This window comes from Pseudomonas sp. TE3899 (assembly GCF_056279105.1).
Window position 1 is genome coordinate 2421689 of sequence record NZ_JBWBQR010000001.1, and the last position, 22137, is coordinate 2443825.

The window sequence follows — 22137 nt, forward strand, 5'->3', positions numbered from 1 at the left end:
AAGCTTCGCTCCTACAGGGGCATGGGCCCGGCGTTATAACGCGCCCTCGCGCTGATCCAGCCGCTCGCGCAAAAACTCGATAAACGCCTGCACCGGCCGCGAGCCTTGGCGATGCTGCGGGTACACCGCCGACAACGTCAGCGGCTCCGGCCGGAAATCCTCCAGCACCGGCACCAACCGCCCGTCCTTCAGCGCCGCGCCGACGATGAATGTTGGCAGGTAGGTAATGCCCATCCCCGCAATCGCCGCGTCCTTGAGCAATTCCCCGTTGTTGACCCGCATCCGCCCGGTGACGTTGACGGTCAGCGGTTTGCCCGCCCCGTCAAACCGCCACTGCACCTGACGCCCGTGCCCATACGGCAGGCAGTCATGGTTGTGCAGGTCTTCCGGTTTAACCGGGGTGCCGCGTTCGGCGAGGTAGGCCGGGCTGGCGCAGTACACCCGCTGGATCGAGGCGATGCGGCGGGCGATGAGGGTCGAGTCTTCCAGCACGCCGATGCGCAGCGCCAGGTCGTAGCCTTCGCCGAGCAGGTCCACCGGGCGGTCGCTGAGGTCGACTTCCACGGTGACGTCGCGGTAGCGCTGCAAAAATACCGGCAGCAAACAACCCAGGTGCGCCAATGCAAACGACAGCGGCGCGCTCAAGCGAATGGTGCCGCGAGGCTCGGTGGTCTGGCCGGCGATGCCCTGCTCCACTTGCTCGACTTCGCTGAGCAGGCGCAGGGCGGATTCGTAGTAGCTCTGGCCCAGGGGCGTGACGTCCAGGCGTCGGGTCGAGCGATTGAGCAGGCGCACGCCGAGGCGTTCCTCCAATTGCATCAAGCGGCGGCTGACGAATTGCTTGGACAGGCCCAGTTGATCGGCGGCGGCGGTGAAGCTGCCGGAGTCCATCACCTGGCAAAAAATACGCATATCTTCGAACGGGTTCATTGTCACGCTCTGATTGACAGTCAAACACTTTATAGCCGCTTTTTCCGATTCTGGCACCCCATTAATCTGTGTCCACGGTGCAACGACAGCCGCTGCTCCGGAACCCGAACCCGCATTCGAATACACAAATTAAAAAGGATTTACGCCATGAACCTCGTCAAAAAGACCCTGACCGCTTCCCTCCTCGCCCTCGCCGTTGGCAACGCTTTCGCCGCAGGCAGCCCTGGCGTTGAACACACCACCCAGGCCTTCCTCGAAGCCCTCGCCGCTGGCGGTGGCAAACCCCTCGAACAACTGAGCCCCAAAGACGCCCGGGCGGTGCTGACCGGTGCGCAGAACTCGGTAAAAGTGGACTTGTCGGGTGTGGACGTCAGCGAGCGCGCGATCAAGGTCGGCGAGCAAACCATCAACCTGAAGATCGTCCGCCCGGCCAAGGTCAAGGGTGAGTTGCCGGTGTTCATGTTCTTCCACGGTGGCGGCTGGGTGTTGGGCGACTACCCGACGCACCAACGCTTGATCCATGACCTGGTGGTGGGCTCTGGCGCGGTGGCGGTGTATGTCGATTACACGCCATCCCCGGAAGCGCAATACCCGACCGCGATCAACCAGGCTTACGCCGCGACCCGTTGGGTGGCTGAGCATGGCAAGGACATCGGTGTCGACGGCAAGCGCCTGGCGGTGGCCGGCAACAGCGTCGGCGGCAACATGGCGGCGGTGGTGGCGATGATGGCCAAGGAACAGAAAACCCCGGCGCTGCGCTTCCAGCTGTTGATGTGGCCGGTAACGAACGCGCAGTTCGATAGCGGTTCGTACCAGCAATTTGCCGAAGGGCACTTCCTGACCAAGGACATGATGAATTGGTTCTGGGACAACTACACCCAGGACGCCGGCCAGCGCGCACAGATCCACGCCTCGCCGTTGCAGGCCAGCGCCGAACAGCTCAAAGGCTTGCCTGCTGCGCTGGTGCAAACCGCCGAGTTCGACGTGTTGCGTGATGAAGGCGAGGCCTATGCCCGTCACCTGGATGCGGCCGGTGTGCCAGTGACGGCGGTGCGTTACAACGGGATGATTCATGACTTCGGGCTGTTGAATCCGCTGAGCCAGATTCCTGAGGTGAAAGCAGCGGTGCGGCAGGCGGCGTTGGAATTGAAGACGCATCTGAACTGAGTTGTCCTGACTCGCCACACTGCAATGTGTGGCGAGTCTGCTTTTGTGGCGAGGGAGCTTGCTCCCGCTGGAGGGCGAAGCACTCCCAAAAATGGGTGCTGACCGTGAAGATTTGGGGTCTGCTGCGCAGCCCAGCGGGAGCAAGCTCCCTCGCCACAAGCAAGCCCCCTCGCCACAGTTATCACTCGGCACAAAACCGCGCCAACCCGTCGTCCGGAGTTCTCCCATGTCCCTCATCTACGACCACCCCCTGTCCTGGAGCGCCCTGTTGCTGGTGATCGACGCCCTGCTCTGGCACCTCTCGCCACTGCAGCACCGTGTCACCCGCATCGGCCTGCGCCTTGCGCTGTTCCTGATCTTCAGCGCGGTGATCATCAACGCCGGCGTCAGCCCGTTGCAGGCGCCGATCTTTGCCGATGACCGCGTGGCGCAACTCGGGGCCACGGCGTTGGGGATCGTCTGGTGGCTGTACGCCGCGCGGGTGCTGACCGAGGTGATCGGCCTGGTGCTGATGCGCCGCATCGGTCACAGCGGGCGGTTGTTGCAGGATGTTATTGGCGCACTGGTGTTTCTGGTGGCCATCGTCGCGGCGGCGGGTTATGTGCTGGAACTGCCGGTCAAAGGCCTGCTGGCGACCTCCGGGGTGGTGGCGATCGTGGTCGGCCTGGCGCTGCAAAGCACCTTGAGCGATGTGTTTTCCGGGATCGTGTTGAACACCACCAAGCCGTATCAGGTGGACGATTTTGTGGTGATCGACGGGGTGGAAGGCAAGGTGCTGGACATCGACTGGCGCGCCACGCATCTGCTTACCAGCGCCGGGACCACGGCGGTGGTGCCCAACTCGGTGGCGGCCAAGGCGAAGATCGTCAACCTGAGCCGGCCGAACAACATGCACGGGGTGTCGATCAGCATCCAGGTGCCCAACCATATTCGCCCGCGTCGGGTGCTGGATGCGCTGGATCGCACGCTTCAGGGCAGCAGCACGCTGTTGCTGAATCCGGCGCCGAAAGCGGTGTTGAAAGAGGCTGGCGAAACCATGTCCGAGTACGTGGCCAGCGGTTTTATCGCCGAGTTGGGCAAGAAGGCTGAGGTGCGCAATCAACTGTTCGACCTGGCCCATCGGCACCTGGAAGCGGCGGGTATTTCCCGGCAGCTCGATGGCGTGATCGAACCTTCAACCCGGGCCAGGGCGTTGCTGGATGAAGTGAAAATCTTCCGCTCACTGAGCGAGGATGAACGTGATCGACTGGCCCAGGCGATGGTGCCGCAGCAGTACGCGGCGGGTCAGGTGGTGCTTGAACTCAATGAAGTGCCGGACAGCCTGTTCGTCATTGCCACCGGTGTGGTCAGCGCCACCGTACCCGATGGAACCGGGCACACCGAAGCCGGGCGCATGGGGCCGAGCGAAGTCATGGGTGAACAGAGCATCCTCACGGACACACCGTCCCAGGCCAGCTTCACGGCGTTGACGTCGTGCATCATTTACCGGATCGACAAATCCCTGACTCGCGATTGCATGGCGCAACGGGGCGAGGTTGGACGGGCGTTGAATAAATTGCAGGCGGTGCGCCAGCAGAACAGTCGGTTGGCGTTGATGGCCGTGCCGGTGCCGGTCAAGAAGGGAGGGTTTCTGGGGTGGCTGCAAAACCGCTGATCCACCCCGCTTTTGTGGGTGGAGTGGCTTTTGTGGCGAGGGGGCTTGCCCCCGTTGGAGCGCGAAGCGGTCCCCGCAATGGAGAGTGCTGCGCACGCTAACGGGGGCCAGCCCCCTCGCCACAGAGACCGCGCTCGCCTTAAACCGTAAGCAAGAAAATGCCCGCGCAATGGCGGGCATTTTTACGGTGTGGCTTATTTGGCAGTCAACGCCGAATAGCTGTTCATCAAGTTGCGATAGTTCGGGATACGCGGCGACAGCAGGTTGGCCAGGCCTTCCATGTCGTTGCGCCAGTCGCCTTGCAGCTCGCAAGCCACGGAGAACCAGTTGACCAGTTGTGCACCGGCCGCCGTCATGCGCGCCCAGGCGGCTTGTTGCACGGTTTCGTTGAAGGTACCGGACGCATCGGTGACCACAAACACTTCAAAGCCTTCAGCCAGGGCCGACAAGGTTGGGAACGTCACGCAGACGTCCGTCACCACACCGGCAATGATCAACTGCTTGCGGCCAGTCGCTTTGACGGCTTTGACGAAGTCTTCGTTGTCCCAGGCGTTGATCTGGCCGGGGCGCGGAATGTACGGCGCGTCCGGGAACAGTTCTTTCAACTCCGGCACCATCGGGCCGTTCGGGCCGCTTTCGAAGCTGGTGGTGAGGATGGTCGGCAGTTTGAAGAACTTGGCCAGGTCCGCGAGGGCCAGCACGTTGTTCTTGAATTCGTTGGGCGAGAAATCCTGCACCAGCGAGATCAGGCCGGTCTGGTGGTCAACCAACAGTACAACGGCGTCGTCTTTGTTCAGGCGTTTGTACGGAACGTTGCTCATGTGAAACTCCTCGGTAGTGGGATGGTGCTGTGGGCGCCGGCACGTTGGGCCGGCGCTTTTTTATGTGCGTCTAGAAAGCAAAACACGAGCAGCCAAAGGCGCCCCAGAAGCCGGCGAAATCGCTGACTGGCGCATTCGACAGACGCGCCTTTTCGTGGCTGTGGGCGTGCACGCCACACGGCCCGCTGCAATGGTGAACCTGGGCCTGCATCGGCGAGGTCGGCCGCCAGTGGCCCGGGACTTTCACCACCGGCGACCAGTCCGGCAACACCGGTACGCTGGCCGGCCCGAGTTTTTCGAAGTCACCGGCGGCGTACACCACTTTGCCGCCGACCACGGTCAACACGGACTCGATCCACTTGATCGCTTCCTCGTCCACGCTGAAGAAGTCAGCGCTCAGGGCCGCGACATCCGCCAGTTGCCCGACCTTGATCTGGCCTTTCTTGCCCTGTTCGGAGGAGAACCAGGCGCTGCCATGGGTGAACAGTTCCAGCGCGGTCAGCCGCGACAAGCCTTCGGCGTGCAACTCCAGACCGCCCACGGTGCGGCCGCTGACCATCCAGTACAGCGAGGTCCAAGGATTGTAGCTGGACACCCGCGTGGCATCGGTGCCGGCGCCGACCGGTACGCCCTCGGCCAACATGCGTTTGATCGGCGGCGTGGCTTCGGCGGCTTTGGCGCCGTAGCGCTCGACGAAATACTCGCCCTGGAACGCCATGCGGTCCTGAATCGCAATGCCACCGCCCAGCGCCCTCACCCGCTCGATGTTCTGCGGGGTGATGGTTTCGGCGTGGTCGAAAAACCACGGCAAACCGTTGAACGGAATGTCGCGATTGACCTTCTCGAACACGTCGAGCATGCGGCTGATGGATTCGTTGTACGTGGCGTGCAGACGGAACGGCCAGCGCTGTTCCACCAAGTGGCGAACCACCGGCTCCAACTCGGCTTCCATGGTTTGCGGCAAGTCCGGGCGTGGTTCGAGGAAGTCCTCGAAATCCGCCGCCGAGAACACCAGCATCTCACCGGCGCCGTTGTGCCGCAGGTAGTCGTCGCCCTGGTGCAGGGTCACGCTCGACGTCCAGTTCTTGAAGTCGCTGAGTTCTTCTTTCGGCTTCTGGGTGAACAGGTTGTAGGCGATGCGGATGGTCAGTTGCTGATCCTTGGCCAACTGCTCGATCACTTGGTAATCGTCCGGGTAATTCTGGAAACCGCCGCCCGGCATCGATGGCGCTGGTCAGGCCCAGGCGATTGAGTTCGCGCATGAACTGACGGGTCGAATTGACCTGATATTCCAGTGGCAGCTTCGGTCCCTTGGCCAGGGTCGAGTAGAGAATCATCGCGTTGGGACGCGCGACCAGCATGCCGGTCGGGTTGCCGTTCGAATCGCGGACGATTTCGCCACCCGGTGGGTTCGGGGTATCGCGGGTGTAACCGGCAACACGCAGTGCGGCGCGGTTGAGCAAGGCGCGGTCGTACAGGTGCAGCACGAACACCGGGGTGTCCGGCGCGGCCTGGTTGAGTTCTTCCAGGGTCGGCATGCGTTTTTCGGCGAACTGGAATTCGTTCCAGCCACCGACGACGCGGACCCATTGCGGGGTGGGTGTGCGGTCGGCCTGGTCCTTGAGCATGCGCAGGGCATCGACCAGCGACGGCACGCCTTCCCAACGCAGTTCGAGGTTGTAGTTCAGACCGCCACGGATCAGGTGCAAGTGCGAGTCGTTGAGGCCGGGGATGACGCAGCGGCCCTTGAGGTCGATGACTTGGGTGCCCGAGCCGCGCAAGGCCATGGCCTCGGCGTCGGTGCCGACCGCGACAAAACGCCCGTCCTTGATCGCCACGGCGCTGGCCAGCGGGTTTTCGCGGTCAACGGTATGGAATTGGCCATTGAATAGAATCAGATCGGCGTTCATCACGTTTCCTTAGGCTGTGTGGAATGGGACAACCAAGGCGCGAACAATCGGGTCGCCCTGGGCATGAACAGGTACACCACCGACACCACGATGGTCACGGTGATCAGGAACGTGGCGACCACGTAATTGGACAGCATCGGGTGCAGCTTGAGCAGCGGCCCCCAGAGCATCGGCACCAGCAAGGTGTGCGGCAGAATCACCAGCAACGTGACCACCGCCTGCTTCCAGCGCGGCGGCGGTGGCGACGCGGCATCGACCGTGGGCGCGAACCAGAATTCGTTGACCGGGTTGACTTCGGTCTGGTCGCCGTCGGCCAGCATTGGCGTGGCCTGGTTGACCAGCTCAAGACGTTGCGGCGAATCGAGCCAGTGCTGCATCGCCTCGGTGGAGCAAAAACGCAGCACGCAGGTGTACATGTCGAGGCCCGCGTTTTTGCCGCGCATCACGTCTACGCCGAGGTGCCCTTCCTGCTGCCCGGCAATCGTCACGATATTGCGCAACCAGGCTTCGTAGGGCACCTCGAAACCGGCCTTGACCCGGTGTTTGATGATCAGGGTCACGATCTCATCGAAACCCGGTTTTGCGGCGGCGGCGTGGTTGGCGTCAGGCATAACGTAGAACTCCGGCGAATCGATCATTGAGCGCCAGCCGTCCCGGCCCGGCGATAAGGATGCTGGTGAACACAATCATCAGCAGCCAGCCGAACTGCCCTTCAAACAGGCTCCATTGCGGATGCACGACCACCAACGCCACCAGCAGCAGAAACAGAATAGGCAAACACGCCAACCGCACCAGCACCCCGGCGACGATCAGCAGCGGGCACAGCACCTCGGCGAAAATCGCCAGGATCAGGGTGAGATTGGCGCCGAGGTGAAACGGGTCTTCGATCTGTTGGAGTTGCGCGCTGTAGTCCAGCAACTTGGGCAGACCATGCACCCACAACAGAAACAAGCCGCCGCTGACCCGCAGAAACAGCAACCCCCAGTCCCGAGCCCGTTCATCCCATGCCGATGCGTTCATGGCCTGTGCACCCCTTTGAGAAATCACCGGCATGGCTTCGCCGGCACTTGGTCTGATAGTGCCGGGGTCAGGTTTTTGAAAATTGGATGTACGTGCTCTTTTTGCGCGCAGGCTCAAACACCGATCCCCTGTAGGAGCGAAGCTTGCTCGCGAAAGCGGTGGGTCAATCAATATTGATGGCGACTGACACTCCGTCTTCGCGAGCAAGCTTCGCTCCTACAGGGGATCTCGTTTGATCGTTCCCACGCTCCGCGTGGGAATGCAGCCCGGGACGCTCCGCGTTCCATCCAGCGCCGAACGCGGAGCGTCCGTGGAGGCATTCCCACGCGGGAGCGTGGGAACGATCAGATCTGCGGGGGTTACGGAGCCGGGATGTTGAGCGGTTTGAAGATCGTTCCCACGCTCCGCGTGGGAATGCAGCCCGGGACGCTCCGCGTTCCATCCAGCGCCGAACGCAGAGCGTCCGTGGAGGCATTCCCACGCGGGAGCGTGGGAACGATCAGATCTGCGGGGGTTACGGAGCCGGGATGTTGAGCGGTTTGAAGATCGTTCCCACGCTCCGCGTGGGAATGCAGCCCGGGACGCTCCGCGTTCCATCCAGCGCCGAACGCAGAGCGTCCGTGGAGGCATTCCCACGCAGGAGCGTGGGAATGATCGAGTCTGCAGGGTGCCGGGGCCGGGATGTTGAGCGGTTTGAAGATCGTTCCCTCGCTCCGCGTGGGAATGCAGCCCGGACGCTCCGCGTCCCATCCAGCGCCGAACGCAGAGCGTCCGTGGAGGCATTCCCACGCGGGAGCGTGGGAACGATCAGGTCTGCGGGGGTGCCGGGGCCGGGATGTTGAGCGGTTTGAAGATCGTTCCCACGCTCCGCGTGGGAAAGCAGCCCGGGACGCTCCGCGTCCCATCCAGCGCCGAACGCAGAGCGTCCGTGGAGGCATTCCCACGCGGGAGCGTGGGAACGATCAGATCTGCGGGGGTTACGGAGCCGGGATGTTGAGCGGTTTGAAGATCGTTCCCACGCTCTGCGTGGGAATGCAGCCCGGGACGCTCCGCGTTCCATCCAGCGCCGAACGCAGAGCGTCCGTGGAGGCATTCCCACGCGGGAGCGTGGGAATGATCAGGTCTGCGGGGGTACGGTTACGGGGTCGGGATGTTGAGGGGTTCGGACATGAACTGGCTGATGCGTGAGCGCAGCCATTTCTCGGCCGGGTCGTTGTCGTGCACGCCGCTCCAGGCCATCGATAACTGTGCCGCCTCGATTTCAAACGGTGGGTCTTCGGCGCGCAGTGCGCAGCCTTCGACCAGGGCACACGCGGCGTAGTCCGGGACGGTGGCGATCATTTCGGTGCCGGCGAGCAGTGCGCGCAAGCCGCTGAATTGCGGCACCCCCAGGACCACGCGGCGACTGCGGCCGATTTTGGCCAGATCGAGATCGATGTTGCCGCTCAGGTCACCAGAGAACGACACCATCGCATGGGGGCGTTCGCAGTATTCGTCCAGCGTCAGCGGGCCGGGCCGTTTGTCGCCGCGCAGGACTTTGCAGGGAATGTCCCGCAGTTTCTTGCGCTTGGCATTGGCCGGAAGATCAGTGGTGTAGCTCACGCCCACGGAGATTTCCCCCGACGCCAGCAACGCCGGCATCAGCAGGTAATTGGCTCGGCGCACCACGACGATGATGCCCGGCGCCTCTTCTCGCAACTGGCTCAACAACGGTGGAAACAGACCGAATTCGGCGTCGTCCGACAGCCCGATGCGAAACACGTCGCAGCTGCTGGCCGGTTCGAATTCCTTGGCCCGGCTGACCGCGCCGGAGATGACGTCCATCGCCGGTTGCAGCTCCTTGAGAATCGCCAGCGCCCGCGCCGTGGGCTCCATGCCGCGGCCGTTGCGCAGCAGCAACGGGTCGTCGAACAGATCGCGCAAACGCCCCAGCGCCGCACTCACCGCCGGTTGGCCCATGAACAGTTTTTCAGCGACCCGGGTCAGGTTCTTTTCGAACATCAGGGCTTCGAAAATCACCAGCAGGTTCATGTCGACGCGGCGCAGATCGTTACGGTTCATCAGCATGTTTTCCTTGTGGTTACACCGAAGCTAAGTGGCCAATGCAAACCCCTGTGGCGAGGGGGCTTGCCCCCGTTCCAGTGCGCAGCACTGGCAGGATTTCAGCAACGCTGAAGATTTTGGGGCCGCTTCGCAGCCCAACGGGGGCAAGCCCCCTCGCCACAAGCAAGCCCCCTCGCCACGGGTACTGTGTTCGCCTTGATTGCGCAGTGCTCGGAACTCTACTCGATCAACGGCACTTTCGCCGCTCGTTTATACGGACCGTATTCCACCGGCACCCATTCAAAATGCTTGCCCTCGGCGGCGATATGACCGATGCCCGGGAACGGCAAGTGTGCGGCCGTGACCCAGGTCTTGCTGGTGGCGGCGTCGGTAAAGACCTGGTTGCGGCTCTTGATCGCCTGCTGGCTGTTGACGTCAAAACCGATCGACACTTCAGGATGCAGGAATTGCACCGCCAGGTTATGCACCAGATCGCCCATGAACAGAATGCTCTGGCCCTGGGAGGTGAAGCGATACGTGGTGCTGCCCGGTGTGTGCCCGGCTTCCAGCGTGGCTTCGACACCCGGCACTGGTGACTGGCCGGCGTCGAAGGTCTTGAAGCGGCCCGCCGCGACGTATGGAGCGGTCGAATCCTGGGCGATTTTGAAGTACGGCTTGGCGCCTTCAGGGGCCTTGGCGAGGGCTTGCGGGTCGAGCCAGTACGCGGCTTCGGCCTTGGCGGCATAAACGGTGGCGTTGGCGAAGACCGGTTTTTGCTGGGCGTCGACCAGACCGCACACATGGTCCAGGTGCAGGTGGGTCAGCAGGATGGCGTCGACCTGATCCGGCTGATAACCGGCGGCTTTCATGTTGTCCGAGAGCATGCCGGCGGTGGCGCCGATGCACTGCCCTGCCCCGGTGTCCACCAGGATCAGTTGCTTGCCGGTGTTGACCAGAAACGCATTGAACGCGGTTTGCACCCCCGGCGTTTCAATCGAGCGACGGGCCAACAGTGCGCGGATCTGACTCTGGGTCAGGCCCTTGAGCAGTTTCGGCGACAGGTCGTTGTAGCCGTCGAACAACGCCGTCACTTCGTAATCCCCCACCGCCAGGCGAAAGTAGCCGGGCGCCTGGGTGCCGACCTGCGCCGGAGCCGCCGCCATCGAAATCCCGGACGCCAGCGCAACCGCCAGGCCCAGTGTGCCAACCACAGAATGCTTCATGCCTTCACCTTTGATGTCGCCAAAGAAAGCGGCCCGCCGAGGCCCGCCATACGTCACCCATCTTGCACCGCCCCACCCCCCGCGCACTTGCAGCGATGTGCTGAGTTAGCGCGGTTCTCGCAAAAAACCAGGCAAGGAATTAACAACGTTTAACTCGCCTGCCAACGCCCCGCGGCCAAGAATGAAGCCCACTGCACACACCTGTTTTCTGCAAAAGGGAAGGTGCTGATCCACCGTGCAGTGCGCCCGCGCATTCCCACCGACACGGAACTTTGTCATGGCCCATGTTCAGCATTACGCCGTCAGGGCGTCCGCCACGTCGCCGCAAAAAACCAGCACCGGCGGCCTCGCTCCCTGGCGCGAAAACCTGGTCAAGCAACTGATCCTCGAACGCCTGAGCGACAGCCTGGAAGTGACCGAACTGGCGAATGCCTGCGCGTTGTCGCGCAGTCATTTTTCCCGCGCGTTCAAGTGCAGCACGGGGTTGTCACCACAGGACTGGATTCGTTGCCAGCGCATCGCCAAAGCCAAGCAATTGATTCGCGACACCGACCTGACCCTGACGCAGATTAGTCTGGAATGCGGATTTTGCGATCAAGCGCATTTTTGCCACATCTTCACCCGCAGCGAAGGGATCAACCCGTTTGCATGGCGGTGCAAGGTGCTGCGCAGCCCTGCCTTCAACGCTTTTTTGTAGGAGCAAAGCTTGCTCGCGATGGCGACCTCAGGAACGCCATCGCGGGCAAGCTTTGCTCCTATAAGAGCCCGAAATCAGGCTTTGAGGAACGCCAACAAATCTTCGTTGAGCTGATCCTTATGGGTATCGGTCAGACCATGGGGCGCGCCCGGGTACACCTTCAGCGTCGAGCCCTTCACCAACCGCGCCGAAGCAATCCCCGCCGCTTCAATCGGCACCACCTGATCCGCATCCCCATGCACCACCAGGGTCGGCACGTCGAACTTCTTCAAATCCTCGGTGAAGTCGGTTTCCGAGAACGCCTTGATGCAGTCGTAGGCGTTCTTGTGGCCGGAACTCATGCCCTGCAGCCAGAACCAGTCGATCATGCCCTGGGAAGGCTTGGCGTCCGGTTTGTTGAAGCCGAAGAACGGGCCGGCGGCGAGGTCTTTGTACAGCTGCGAACGGTCGACCAATGAGGCCTGGCGAATCCCGTCAAACACCTCGAGCGGCAGGCCGCCAGGGTTGGCTTCGGTCTTGAGCATCAGCGGTGGCACCGAGGAAATCAGCCCCGCTTTTGCGACCCGGCCCGTGCCGTGGCGGCCGATGTAACGCGCCACTTCGCCACTGCCGGTGGAGAAGCCGAACAGCACCGCATCCTTCAGGTCCAGCAACTCGATCAGTTGCGCCAGGTCGTCCGCGTAGTGGTCCATGTCATTGCCGTCCCACGGCTGGCTCGAACGGCCATGACCCCGGCGATCATGGGCGATGACCCGATAACCCTTGGACGCCAGGAAGATCATCTGCGCTTCCCAACTGTCGGCGTTCAGTGGCCAGCCGTGGCTGAAGACGACGGGCTGACCGGTGCCCCAGTCCTTGTAGTAGATCTCGGTGCCGTCGCGGGTGGTGAATGTGCTCATGTGGCGTGCTCCTTTTTTGGGTAGATGGATCAAAGCGGTGAATGATGCAGGCGCTCAGCCAGGCGTGCGACTCGCTCGCCCAGGTGCGCGGCGGTGCGGCGATCTTCGGGCGGTGGCGCGTCGTCGGGGGATTGCTCGACATTCGACTGGGCCATGGCGCCGAGGGAGCTGCCGAGGCGATTGAGTTGCCCGTCGAACAGGCCGGTGCTGCTGCGTGCGGGCAACAAGTCGAGGCCGACCCAGATCATCGAATGCTGGGCGGCGAACACCGCCATCTGCAGCAAGGTGTTGAGCTTGTCGCCGCACAGGCACCCGGAATTGGTGAACCCGGCGGCGAGCTTGTCGCGCCACGGCTGGGCCAGGTAAAACGCCGAGGTGGCTTCCATGAAGTGCTTGAAGGACGCCGAGGCGCTACCCATGTAGGTCGGGGCGCCGAAGATGATCGCGTCGGCCCGGTGCAGACGCTCCCATTGGGTGTCCACGTCCTCCACCGAAATCAGCCGGCAGGTGCTGCCCACGTGCCGTTCCACGCCCAGGGCCACGGCTTCGGCCATGACCCGGGTGTGCCCGTAGCCACTGTGATAGACCACCACCACATCGCTCATGCCGGCATCCTCCAGAAGTGTCCATTCCTTTTACAACGCGAAGACGAAGGTCTTCGTTGGACTTGAAGCGCTAGAGTTTTGGGCGTAGACGTGACTTGCGACGAGTTAAACGTTGTTAATTTTCACCGCCGTACCCGGCGCGGCGCCGCCCTGTTTGTCACACTCGCGCCCAATAAATACGCAGCGCGCACCGACAGCGGCAACGCGTCAGTCACAGCGAACACCTGACAGTCAGTAGAACCCTCATTGCACTGCCGGACTATCCTGAGGAATATGCTCGGAAAACCGCGTACTAGACGGATGCAAGCAGGAGTGACCCGTTGACCCTTTCCCCCGAACAGGCCGTGCAGTTCGGCCCTTACCGGATCTATCCCGGACAGCGTCTGATCCTGGAAGGCGACCAGCCCCTGCGCCTGGGTCGGCGCGCCATGGACATTCTGTTGATCCTGCTGGAACACGCCGGGAACGTGGTCAGCAAGCAACAATTGATCGCCCGGGTCTGGCCCAAAAGCGTGGTCGAAGACATCAATTTGCGCGTGCACATGGCGGCGCTGCGCAAGGCGCTGGGGGACGGCCAGGCCGGCCAGCGCTACATCGTCACCGTGGCCCAGCGTGGGTACAGTTTTGTCGCGCCGTTTTCCCTGGAGTCCATCGCACGACATCCCAATGCGCTCGAGCCACAACGGCATAACCTGCCGGTGCGCCGCACCCGCCTGATCGGCCGTCAGCCGCTGGTGGACAGTGTGGTCACGCACCTGGCTCGCCAGCGTTTCATTACCCTGGTCGGCCCCGGCGGTATCGGCAAGACCACCGTGGCCCTGCGGGTGGCCGAGCAACTGATCGGACACTACCGCGACGGCATTCGCCTGCTGGACCTCGCCCCGCTGACTGACCCGGCGATGATCACCGCGCACCTGGCCACGCTGCTGAACCTGGTCCTGCACGACGGCGAGCCGATGCGCGATCTGGCGACCTGCCTGCGCGAGCGGCAGATGCTGCTGGTGATCGATAACTGTGAACACCTGATCGATGCGATTGCGCTGCTCTGTGAAAGCATTCTGCGCAGTGCGCCGCAGGTGCATATCCTGGCCACCAGTCGCGAGAGCCTGCGGGCCGAAGGTGAGTACGTGCAGCGCCTGGAATCCCTCGACTGCCCGCCGCCGATCGCGGTGCTGGATCGCGCCCAGGCCCTGAGTTTTTCTGCGCTGCAATTGTTCGTCGAGCGCGCGATGGCCAGCCACGACAGTTTCGAATTGAGCGATGCGGAACTGCCCCTGGCGATTGAGATTTGCCAGCGTCTGGACGGCATTCCGCTGGCCATCGAACTGGCGGCGGCGCAAGTCGCCCACCTCGGCATCAGTGGTTTGCACACGCAACTGCAAGGCAGTTTTCGCCTGCTGACCCAAGGCAGTCAGGCCACGTTGGGCCGTCACCAGACCTTGCGCGCAACGCTGGACTGGAGCTTCGAACTGCTCAGTGCCTGCGAGCAAACCTGCCTGCGCCGCCTGGGGATTTTCAGGGACAGTTTCACCCTGGAGTCTGCGGCGGCGGTGATCATCGGTGAGCACATCGAGCCTGACGTAGTGTTTGCCTCGATCACCCAACTGGTGGCCAAGTCCTTGCTGAACGTGGAGGTCGGCGACGAAGAGGTGTTCTATCGCCTGCTCGACACCACCCGCAGCTACGCCCTGGAAAAACTGCACCTGGCCGGCGAACTGCCGGACACTCGGCAACGGCATGCCAAGCGCTGCCTGGCTTTGATGGACCAGGCCCAGGAGGACTGGGAGAAAACCCCAACGCACCTGTGGATCGAGCGTTACGCCCGAAGCCTGGAAGACATTCGCGTCACCCTCGAATGGGGCTTGCACGCGAACGGGCCGCAGGCGCTGGCGATCCGTCTGACCGCCACGTCGATGCCGCTGTGGCAGGAACTGTCGCTGCTCAAGGAACACGGCGTGTACGTGCGCCGGGCCCTGGCCTTGCTCGAAGCCGCCGCCGAGCCCTGCCCTCACCTGACCATCGCCCTCAAGCTTGCCCTGGGCAGTTCCTGCTACCACGCCCAGGGCGGCACCGCCGAAACCGTCGACGCCTTCGTCAGCGCCCGGACCCTGGCCGAACGCTGCAACGATGTCGCCGGTCAGTTGCGGGCGGTGTCCGGGCACATGGCGGTCAATCTGTGTTGCGGCAACTACCAGATGGCCCTGGAGCAAAGCCGCCAGTTCGATCAATTGGGTGTACAGGGCGACCCACTGTTGTCGCTCAGCACCCACCGTTTGCAGGTGCTGGCCCAGCACTTTTCCGGGGATCAGCCACGGGCGCGGGACAACGCCGAGCAGGTCATCCAGCGCATGACCCAGAGCGGTCACCTCAACCGCTTCACCCACGGTTTTGGCGTGCAGTACGACCAGAGCGTCGCCGCCCTGACCATTCTGGCGCGCATCCTCTGGCTGCAAGGCCACCCGGAACAAGCCTGGCGTACCGCGCGCCAGGCGCTGGACATTGCGCTGCAGATCAACCACGGCACGTCGATCTGCTACACCCTGGCGCTGGCCGGGTGCGTGATCGCCCAGTACAACGGCGACAGCGTTACCGCCCGCGACCTCCTGCGTCTGTTGCTGGAGCAGGCGCAGAAGCATTCGGTGCTGCTGTTTTACAACTGGGCGCGGCAATACGCGCAGGTGATCGAAGGTGTCGAGGGGCCGCTGCCCGCGCAGCCGAATGCCGGGTTGGTCAAAGAGATCATGCTGACGCTCAACGCAGGCGTTGCGGATGAGGCCCTGCTGGCGCGGGCGGAAAGTGGCGCGGCGGGTTGGAGCACGGCAGAGATTTTTCGGGCCCGAGGCGATGCGCTGCTCAGCGAAAAGCGCCCGGACGAGGCCGAAGCCGTGCTGCTCAAAGCCTTGGCGGTGGCGAAGGATCAAGGCGCACTGGCCTGGGAGCTGCGCAGCGCGACGTCGCTGGCGCAGCTTTGGCAGCGTCAGGGACATTGCCGGCGAGCCTATGAGCTGCTGGCGCCGATCTATGGGCGGTTCACTGAGGGTTTTGCCACGCCAGACCTGACGAAAGTCCGGCGCCTACTCGATGAGCTCGACGGGCAATTGCGCCCCTGAGATCCAGCGCGCCCGGCTGTTGTAGTGCGCATGACTGAGTTCCAGCGCGTGCAGGTGGCCACTGTTTTCGAGTTTCTCCAGGGCATAGGTGCGTGTGGTGTTGAGGAAGCGATAACGCGGTGTGCCGTTGACCTCTTCGACCGCCAGCAGCGATTTGTGCGCCAGTTGTTCGACCATGGCCAACAGGTGCATGGGCGGCAACACCGCACAACTGATCACGCCAATCGCCGCGTCGAGGGTGAAGGCCATTTTGAACACCGCCAGATGCTGCAACACCCTTTGCTCCAGCGGGCTCAGGCGCTCGTAGCTCCAGTCCAGCGCAGCCTTGAGAGTCTGGTGGCGCGGCACGGCGGTGCGCCGGCCCTGGGTCAGCAACTGGAAGCAGTTGTCCAGTTGCGCTTGCAGGCCCACCAGCGCCAAGGCGTCGATTTGTGCAGCGGCCAGTTCGATGGCCAGCGGCAACCCGTCGAGTCGGCGGCAGATGTCGCGCACGGCTTTGAGGTCTTGTTCGCGCAAGGTGAAACCCTGCTGCCGGGCGCGGGCGCGGCTGACAAACAGTTGCACCGCCGAATAGCCCATTGCCTCAGCCACGCTGTACAACGCCGACGCCGGCGGCACGGTCAGGGGTGGCAGGCGCAACACGGTTTCGTCCAGGGCTTGCAGGGGTTCGCGGCTGGTGACGAGGATCGACAGCCGTGGCGCCGTGGCCAGCAAGTCCTCGACCAGCGTGCGACAACGTTCGAGCAGGTGCTCGCAGTTATCGAGCACCAGCAAGGCATGCCGGGAGCTCAAACCTGTGTCGAAGGCCAGGGTATGCGTCAGGTGATCGACCACCTGCGCCGGGTCGTCAATGCGCGTCAGGTCAATCAACCAGACCCCATCGCGATAGTGCTGCAACAGCAACTCGCCGACGCGCAACGCCACGGTGGTCTTGCCGACACCGGCCGGGCCGACCAGCGTCATGAAGCGGCGCACCGGCAACTGGCGCACGACGCTGCCGACGATCGAGTCTCGACCGGTAACCGGCGTCAGCCGCGCCGGCAGGTTGTGCAGGGGTGGGTGCACGCTGTCGCTGAACACCAGCGTACCTTCCTGCGCCCGCAGCACCGGGGCGATGAAACTGTAGCCGCGCTGGGGAATGTTGACGATGTAGCGCTGGCCGTTCTGGCCATCGCCCAGCGCCCGACGCAAAGCCGCAATGTGCACCCGCAGGTTGATCTCTTCGACCACCGACGTCGGCCAGACCCGGGCGATCAATTCGTCCTTGCTGACCACCTGCCCGGCACGCTCGACCAGCACCTGCAAAATGTCCAGCGCCCGCCCGCCCATGCGCAGCGGCCGATCCCCCTCCAGGATCAGCCGTTGGCTCAAGTGGAACGCGTAGGGGCCGAATCGCAGCACCGCATCGCTGTTTAGATCTGTAAGGCTGTTCATGCACGTTTACGTGCTGAAGACCGGGTTGGGCTCAAGGTACTGAAAGGTCCATCGCACACGTCCAACCAGGCTCCTGCATCTCCATCGCAAAGAGTTCACCGGTATCTTGGCAGGCCTCGATGAACGTACAACGACTGCACGGGGAGCGTTACGGACATCGCGGTGCGCAGAACGGACACAACAGCTCTAGCTGAACTGTTCGCGGTACTGCGCGGGGGTCAATCCGAGTTTCTCGCTGAATAGAAAGCGCATATGACGCACGCTGCCGAAGCCGCTTTTATAGGCCACGGTCTTGAGCGGCGCGTCGCTGGTTTCCAGCAATTGCCGGGCGTGGTCGATGCGCGCGCTTTGCAGGAATTCCATGGGTGTCATGTTCACTTCCCGGGCAAACAGCCGGGCGAAGTGGCGTGAACTCATGTTCGCCAGGCTCGCCATGCGTTCGATGCTGAAGGCTTCATCGAGGTGTTCAAGCACGTAGTTCTGCACGCGGGTGATCGGCGTTTCGTGAGGTGCGACGGTGGCCATCAACGGACTGAACTGCGCCTGCCCGCCCTGGCGTTTCATCACCACCAGCAACACCTTGGCCACGTCCTGGGCAACTTTTTTGCCATGGTCCTGAGCGACGACCGCTAATGCCAGGTCGATGCCGGCGGTGACGCCGCCGGAGGTGATCAGGTTGCGGTCCTCGACGTAGATCTGATCGGTCTCGACCTTCGCCTTCGGAAAGCCCTTGATCAGGCGTTCGGTGTAGTGCCAGTGGGTGGTCACACGGAAACCGTCGAGCAACCCGGCATGCCCGAGCATGAAGGCCCCGGTGCAGATCGAGCCATAACGTCCGGCGCGGGCCACGGCCCCCGGCAACCAGGCCAGCAAGGGTTGGGGTTTTTCGTTGTAGGCGCCGGGGCCGCCGGGGATCAGCAACAGGTCATAGCGTTCGCTGGCCTGATCGATGTGTACGTCGGCCTGGACGTTGACGCCGTTGGATGCGCGCAACGGACCGTGCTCGGTGCCGATGGTCGACAGCACGTAGTGATCGTCCGGTGGCAGATAACGGTTGGCGATGGAAAACACCTCCATCGGCCCGGCCATGTCGAGCAGCAGAAAGTTGGGGAACAGCACCATTGCCACGGTTTTCATGGGTTCAACATCATCGAAGTCATAAAAAGAGAATATTCCCGCTACCTGTTAACACCGCCATCCCCTGTAGGAGCGAAGCTTGCTCGCGAAGGCGGTCTGACAGTCAACATCATCGGTGAATGTCAGGCCGCCTTCGCGAGCAAGCTTCGCTCCTACGCGGTTGTGTGGTTGGCATTATGGCCAAGTGTGGCGGTTGTGTCGGGGGAGATTACGTGAACGGCCCCACAAAACTGTCAACCTGAGAGGGACAGTATTTCAATTTTCATCTACTTATTGCGTCAGCCAGTAACTATTAACCTTCTCCTCACTCGGACGAATTCACGTCCTGACAGGAGATTTCATCATGCTGACCCTTCGCAAAGCCTCGGATCGCGGCGCGGCCAATCACGGTTGGTTGAAGTCCTTCCACACCTTTTCCTTCGCCAATTATCGCAACCCGAAAGAGCAGGGTTTTTCCGACCTGTTGGTGATCAACGATGACCGCGTGGCGGCGGGCAAAGGCTTTGGCCAGCACCCACACCGGGACATGGAGATCTTCTCCTATGTGCTCGAAGGCGCGCTGGAACACAAGGACACCCTGGGCACCGGTTCGGTGATCCGCCCTGGCGATGTGCAATTGATGAGCGCCGGCAGCGGCGTGGCGCACAGCGAGTACAACCACTCGGCCACCCGTGGCGTGCACTTCCTGCAAATCTGGATCGTGCCTGAGGTCAGCGGCGCCAAACCGCGTTATCAGCAAGAGCACTTCAGCACCCAGAAAAAACGTGGGCGCCTGCAACTGATCATCTCCCCGGACGGGGCCAAGGGTTCGCTGACGGTGCGTCAGGATGCGCGGGTGTATGCCGGGCTGTTCGACGGCAAGGAAAGCGCGACGCTGGAACTGGCGGCCAATCGTTACGCTTATGTGCATGTGGCGCGCGGCAGCGTTGAACTCAATGGCATGCAACTGCAGGAAGGCGATGGCGTGCGGGTTCGGGATGAGCAGCTGTTGAGCTTGAGCAATGGCGTGGATGCCGAAGTGTTGGTGTTTGACTTGCGGCCGCAGGAACTGCCGCAAATACCATGATCCTCAGCTGAGATAAAGTCGCGGCGACTACTCACCTGTGGCGAGGGGGCTTGCCCCCGTTGGACTGCGCAGCAGTCCCCTTCTTGGGGCCGCTTCGCGACCCAACGGGGGCAAGCCCTCTCGCCACAGGTTTTGTGTCTGCCAACGATTAATCACCCGTGCCGGAAAACCCGGCGACGATTTCATCAATCACCGCCCTCACCCGCGCCGTATGCCGCAGATCCGCATGGGTCACCAGCCACACGTCATAGGGCACCGGCCGCGTACGCTCCGGCCATAACCGCACCAGCCCATCCCGCTCGCCCATGTACACCGGAATCTCGCCCACCCCGATCCCCGCTGCGATGGATCGACGCACCAGCAACCCAGACCCCAGACTTGAAACAATCCGCCCACGGGTCAGCGGCTCCGACACCAGGGTCATCTCCTTGTTGCCCGCCAGATACGGCTGGTACACCACCAGATCATGCCCTTCAAACGCCGAACCCGGCTCGGGCACGCCATGGGCGTCCACATAGCCTTGGGAAGCAAACAGCCCCACCGGCCAACGGGCGATGCGTCGGGCGATCAGGTCCGGGTTGTCCGGCCGGGCGTTGCGCACCGCGATGTCGGCTTCGCGCTTGGCCAGGCTGATCATTTGCGTGGACGCGTCCAGTTGCACCCGTACATCCGGGTGTTTGTCGTGCAACCGGGCAATCGCCGGGATCAGGAAATCGATGGCCAGCGAATCGGTGGTACTGACGCGGACGGTCCCGGTCAGCCGGTCATCCAAACCCTGGATTTGCCGCTGCAACTCCAACGCCGACACCTCCATTTTTTCCACGGCCTGCAACGCCGCTTCGCCCACCGCCGTCAGCGCATAACCTTCGGAGGTACGCAGGAACAACGTCGCGCTCAGGGACTTCTCCAGCGCCGTGACCCGCCGCCCGACCGTGGCCTGATCGACCCCCAGCACCCGCGCCGCGCCGCGCAATGTCGATTCACGGCACACCGCCAGAAACACCCGCGCATCATCCCAATTCATAGCGTTCTCCTGCCGCTGCATATACGCATCACTGTAGCGCGAAATCGCTGCATTACTGCATCAATAAACCTCGATAGGCTGAAGGCCAGAGATAACCTCACAGGACCGTTCTCATGCACAGCACATCAACCACCCGCCCCAGCGCGATCTGGCTGCCGATCTTCGCCGGACTCTGCGCCAGCCTGGTCAGCATTGGCCTGGCGCGTTTTGCCTACACGCCGCTGATTCCAGCGTTGATCCAGGCGCAATGGTTTTCCGCCAATGACGTGGTGTACCTCGGTGCCGCCAACCTCGTCGGTTACCTGATCGGCGCGCTGATCGGTCATCCACTGGCGCGCCGCGTGGGCAACAGCAGCGCCCTGCGCCTGATGATGCTCGCGGTGACGCTGTCGTTTTTTGCCTGTGGCTTTGCGTTGTCGGTGAGCTGGTTCTTCGGTTGGCGCTTGCTGTCTGGGGTGGCCGGTGGCGCGATCATGGTGTTGGTGGCGGCGACCGTGTTGCCTCATGTGCCGGTGTCCCGTCGGGGCTTGGCCAGCGGTGCGATTTTTCTCGGCATCGGTCTGGGCATTGCCGGTTCGGGGACGATTGTGCCGCCGCTGTTGAGCCTGGGTTTGCAGAACACCTGGTTCGGCCTGGGTTTGCTGGCCCTGGTGCTGACCGCCGCGAGCTGGTTTGGCTGGCCGACCACCGCGCCGCAACACGCGGCACCGGTGAACAGCGACAGCCTGAAGTCACCAACCCCGCCAGCCCTTTACCTGTTGTTCGCCCAGTACGCTTTCATGGCGGCCGGGCTGGTGCCGGCGATGGTGTTCCTGGTGGACTTCGTCGCTCGCGGCCTCGGCGCCGGGGCGCATGTGGGCGCGCTGATCTGGGTCATGTATGGCCTGGGGGCGATTGTCGGGCCGGTGAGCTATGGTTTTCTCGCCGACAAACTCGGCGCACGGTTGAGCATTCGGATTGTGCTGGTGGTGCAGGCGATTGCCCTTGCTTTGCTGGCAGCTTGCAGCTCATTCCTGGCCTTGGCGCTTCTGGCGGTGATCCTCGGTTCATTCCCGCCGGGCATCGTGCCGCTGGCGCTGGCTCGGGTGCATGAACTGGTGCCCAACCATCATCAACAGCAAATCGCCTGGAGCCGCGCCACGGTATCGTTTGCCACGTTCCAGGCCCTGACCGGGTTTGCCTATTCGGCGATTTTCAACGCCAGTGGCGGGCATCATGCGTTGTTGTTTGTCATTGCCTGCGGGGCCATTGTGGTGGCATTGGTTTTGGAATTGGCGATGCGGTTAATCGCCAGGATCAAAGATCGCAACCCTCCCCCTGTAGGCGCTGTCGAGAGCAACGAGGCTGCGATCTTTTGATCTTCGACCACAACTCACGGTCCCACCTGATAACCACCT

General features: G+C 62.7%; 17 protein-coding genes and 1 pseudogene. 6 read left to right on the top strand and 12 right to left on the bottom strand.

The window, feature by feature from the left end:
• Positions 1–33 precede the first annotated feature (33 nt).
• Positions 34–930 carry a LysR family transcriptional regulator gene (locus ACZ89E_RS10875; RefSeq protein WP_476255627.1) on the bottom strand — a complete coding sequence of 299 codons (897 nt, stop codon included), beginning with the start codon at positions 928–930 and terminating at the stop codon, positions 34–36.
• Positions 931–1077: 147 nt separating this feature from the next.
• Here ACZ89E_RS10875 and ACZ89E_RS10880 point away from each other — a divergent pair, with 147 nt between their 5' ends.
• The gene (locus tag ACZ89E_RS10880) at positions 1078–2097 is read left to right on the top strand and encodes an alpha/beta hydrolase (RefSeq protein ID WP_476255628.1); all 1020 of its coding nucleotides are present in this window, start codon (positions 1078–1080) and stop codon (positions 2095–2097) included.
• Positions 2098–2323: 226 nt separating this feature from the next.
• Positions 2324–3751 (top strand): mechanosensitive ion channel domain-containing protein, encoded by a 1428-nt coding sequence (locus tag ACZ89E_RS10885; RefSeq protein WP_476255629.1) that lies wholly within the window; start codon positions 2324–2326, stop codon positions 3749–3751.
• A gap of 194 nt (positions 3752–3945) precedes the next feature.
• Here the strand turns inward: ACZ89E_RS10885 and ycaC are convergent, their stop codons facing one another.
• From ycaC to ACZ89E_RS10915, 6 genes and pseudogenes are all read right to left on the bottom strand, one after another.
• A complete protein-coding gene (gene ycaC, locus ACZ89E_RS10890; protein WP_123406586.1) occupies positions 3946–4572 on the bottom strand; it encodes an isochorismate family cysteine hydrolase YcaC in 627 nt (208 codons plus the stop codon).
• A gap of 70 nt (positions 4573–4642) precedes the next feature.
• Positions 4643–6482, bottom strand: a pseudogene (locus ACZ89E_RS10895) (amidohydrolase).
• Positions 6482–7093 (bottom strand): antibiotic biosynthesis monooxygenase, encoded by a 612-nt coding sequence (locus ACZ89E_RS10900; protein ID WP_476255630.1) that lies wholly within the window; start codon positions 7091–7093, stop codon positions 6482–6484. Before ACZ89E_RS10900 ends, ACZ89E_RS10895 begins: the two are co-directional and overlap by 1 nt.
• On the bottom strand, positions 7086–7502 hold the full coding sequence (locus ACZ89E_RS10905; protein ID WP_149658729.1) for a DoxX family protein: 417 nt from the start codon (positions 7500–7502) through the stop codon (positions 7086–7088). Before ACZ89E_RS10905 ends, ACZ89E_RS10900 begins: the two co-directional genes overlap by 8 nt.
• Positions 7503–8639: 1137 nt before the next feature.
• Positions 8640–9563 carry a LysR family transcriptional regulator gene (locus ACZ89E_RS10910; RefSeq protein WP_123406592.1) on the bottom strand — a complete coding sequence of 308 codons (924 nt, stop codon included), beginning with the start codon at positions 9561–9563 and terminating at the stop codon, positions 8640–8642.
• 221 nt (positions 9564–9784) lie between these two features.
• Positions 9785–10768 carry an MBL fold metallo-hydrolase gene (locus ACZ89E_RS10915; RefSeq protein ID WP_149658732.1) on the bottom strand — a complete coding sequence of 328 codons (984 nt, stop codon included), beginning with the start codon at positions 10766–10768 and terminating at the stop codon, positions 9785–9787.
• A gap of 277 nt (positions 10769–11045) precedes the next feature.
• Between ACZ89E_RS10915 and ACZ89E_RS10920 the strand changes: the two genes are divergently transcribed.
• Positions 11046–11465: a helix-turn-helix domain-containing protein gene (locus ACZ89E_RS10920; RefSeq protein WP_476255631.1), complete on the top strand. Its 420-nt coding sequence runs from the start codon at positions 11046–11048 to the stop codon at positions 11463–11465.
• Between the two features lie 74 nt (positions 11466–11539).
• Here ACZ89E_RS10920 and ACZ89E_RS10925 read toward each other — a convergent pair whose 3' ends face one another.
• Entirely contained in the window at positions 11540–12364 is an 825-nt protein-coding gene (locus ACZ89E_RS10925) for an alpha/beta fold hydrolase (RefSeq protein ID WP_476255632.1), read from the bottom strand.
• 29 nt (positions 12365–12393) lie between these two features.
• Positions 12394–12969, bottom strand: coding sequence for a flavodoxin family protein (locus ACZ89E_RS10930; protein ID WP_463260154.1), 576 nt, complete (start codon positions 12967–12969; stop codon positions 12394–12396).
• A 320-nt stretch (positions 12970–13289) separates the two neighbouring features.
• Here ACZ89E_RS10930 and ACZ89E_RS10935 point away from each other — a divergent pair, with 320 nt between their 5' ends.
• A complete protein-coding gene (locus ACZ89E_RS10935; protein ID WP_476255633.1) occupies positions 13290–16079 on the top strand; it encodes an ATP-binding protein in 2790 nt (929 codons plus the stop codon).
• On the opposite strand, the gene ACZ89E_RS10940 is transcribed toward ACZ89E_RS10935, so the two are convergent.
• Positions 16044–17513 carry an ATP-binding protein gene (locus tag ACZ89E_RS10940; RefSeq protein WP_476255634.1) on the bottom strand — a complete coding sequence of 490 codons (1470 nt, stop codon included), beginning with the start codon at positions 17511–17513 and terminating at the stop codon, positions 16044–16046. The two genes, ACZ89E_RS10935 and ACZ89E_RS10940, sit on opposite strands and share 36 nt — an antisense overlap.
• 186 nt (positions 17514–17699) lie before the next feature.
• A complete protein-coding gene (locus ACZ89E_RS10945; RefSeq protein WP_476255635.1) occupies positions 17700–18650 on the bottom strand; it encodes a GlxA family transcriptional regulator in 951 nt (316 codons plus the stop codon).
• A 343-nt stretch (positions 18651–18993) separates the two neighbouring features.
• Between ACZ89E_RS10945 and ACZ89E_RS10950 the strand changes: the two genes are divergently transcribed.
• Positions 18994–19716 carry a pirin family protein gene (locus ACZ89E_RS10950; protein WP_476255636.1) on the top strand — a complete coding sequence of 241 codons (723 nt, stop codon included), beginning with the start codon at positions 18994–18996 and terminating at the stop codon, positions 19714–19716.
• A gap of 148 nt (positions 19717–19864) precedes the next feature.
• Here the strand turns inward: ACZ89E_RS10950 and ACZ89E_RS10955 are convergent, their stop codons facing one another.
• Positions 19865–20740: a LysR family transcriptional regulator gene (locus ACZ89E_RS10955; protein ID WP_149658739.1), complete on the bottom strand. Its 876-nt coding sequence runs from the start codon at positions 20738–20740 to the stop codon at positions 19865–19867.
• Positions 20741–20853: 113 nt separating this feature from the next.
• Between ACZ89E_RS10955 and ACZ89E_RS10960 the strand changes: the two genes are divergently transcribed.
• Positions 20854–22098, top strand: coding sequence for a YbfB/YjiJ family MFS transporter (locus ACZ89E_RS10960; RefSeq protein ID WP_476255637.1), 1245 nt, complete (start codon positions 20854–20856; stop codon positions 22096–22098).
• The last annotated feature ends 39 nt before the right edge of the window (positions 22099–22137 follow it).

Coding starts and splice junctions, on each gene's coding strand:
- ACZ89E_RS10930 (WP_463260154.1), bottom strand. CDS start 12,969: ATGAGCGATGTGGTGGTGGTCTATCACAGTGGCTACGGGCACACCCGG.
- ACZ89E_RS10940 (WP_476255634.1), bottom strand. CDS start 17,513: ATGAACAGCCTTACAGATCTAAACAGCGATGCGGTGCTGCGATTCGGC.
- ACZ89E_RS10905 (WP_149658729.1), bottom strand. CDS start 7,502: ATGAACGCATCGGCATGGGATGAACGGGCTCGGGACTGGGGGTTGCTG.
- ACZ89E_RS10950 (WP_476255636.1), top strand. CDS start 18,994: ATGCTGACCCTTCGCAAAGCCTCGGATCGCGGCGCGGCCAATCACGGT.
- ACZ89E_RS10925 (WP_476255632.1), bottom strand. CDS start 12,364: ATGAGCACATTCACCACCCGCGACGGCACCGAGATCTACTACAAGGAC.
- ACZ89E_RS10920 (WP_476255631.1), top strand. CDS start 11,046: ATGGCCCATGTTCAGCATTACGCCGTCAGGGCGTCCGCCACGTCGCCG.
- ACZ89E_RS10875 (WP_476255627.1), bottom strand. CDS start 930: ATGAACCCGTTCGAAGATATGCGTATTTTTTGCCAGGTGATGGACTCC.
- ACZ89E_RS10910 (WP_123406592.1), bottom strand. CDS start 9,563: ATGAACCGTAACGATCTGCGCCGCGTCGACATGAACCTGCTGGTGATT.
- ACZ89E_RS10945 (WP_476255635.1), bottom strand. CDS start 18,650: ATGAAAACCGTGGCAATGGTGCTGTTCCCCAACTTTCTGCTGCTCGAC.
- ACZ89E_RS10960 (WP_476255637.1), top strand. CDS start 20,854: ATGCACAGCACATCAACCACCCGCCCCAGCGCGATCTGGCTGCCGATC.
- ACZ89E_RS10880 (WP_476255628.1), top strand. CDS start 1,078: ATGAACCTCGTCAAAAAGACCCTGACCGCTTCCCTCCTCGCCCTCGCC.
- ACZ89E_RS10885 (WP_476255629.1), top strand. CDS start 2,324: ATGTCCCTCATCTACGACCACCCCCTGTCCTGGAGCGCCCTGTTGCTG.
- ycaC (WP_123406586.1), bottom strand. CDS start 4,572: ATGAGCAACGTTCCGTACAAACGCCTGAACAAAGACGACGCCGTTGTA.
- ACZ89E_RS10915 (WP_149658732.1), bottom strand. CDS start 10,768: ATGAAGCATTCTGTGGTTGGCACACTGGGCCTGGCGGTTGCGCTGGCG.
- ACZ89E_RS10955 (WP_149658739.1), bottom strand. CDS start 20,740: ATGAATTGGGATGATGCGCGGGTGTTTCTGGCGGTGTGCCGTGAATCG.
- ACZ89E_RS10900 (WP_476255630.1), bottom strand. CDS start 7,093: ATGCCTGACGCCAACCACGCCGCCGCCGCAAAACCGGGTTTCGATGAG.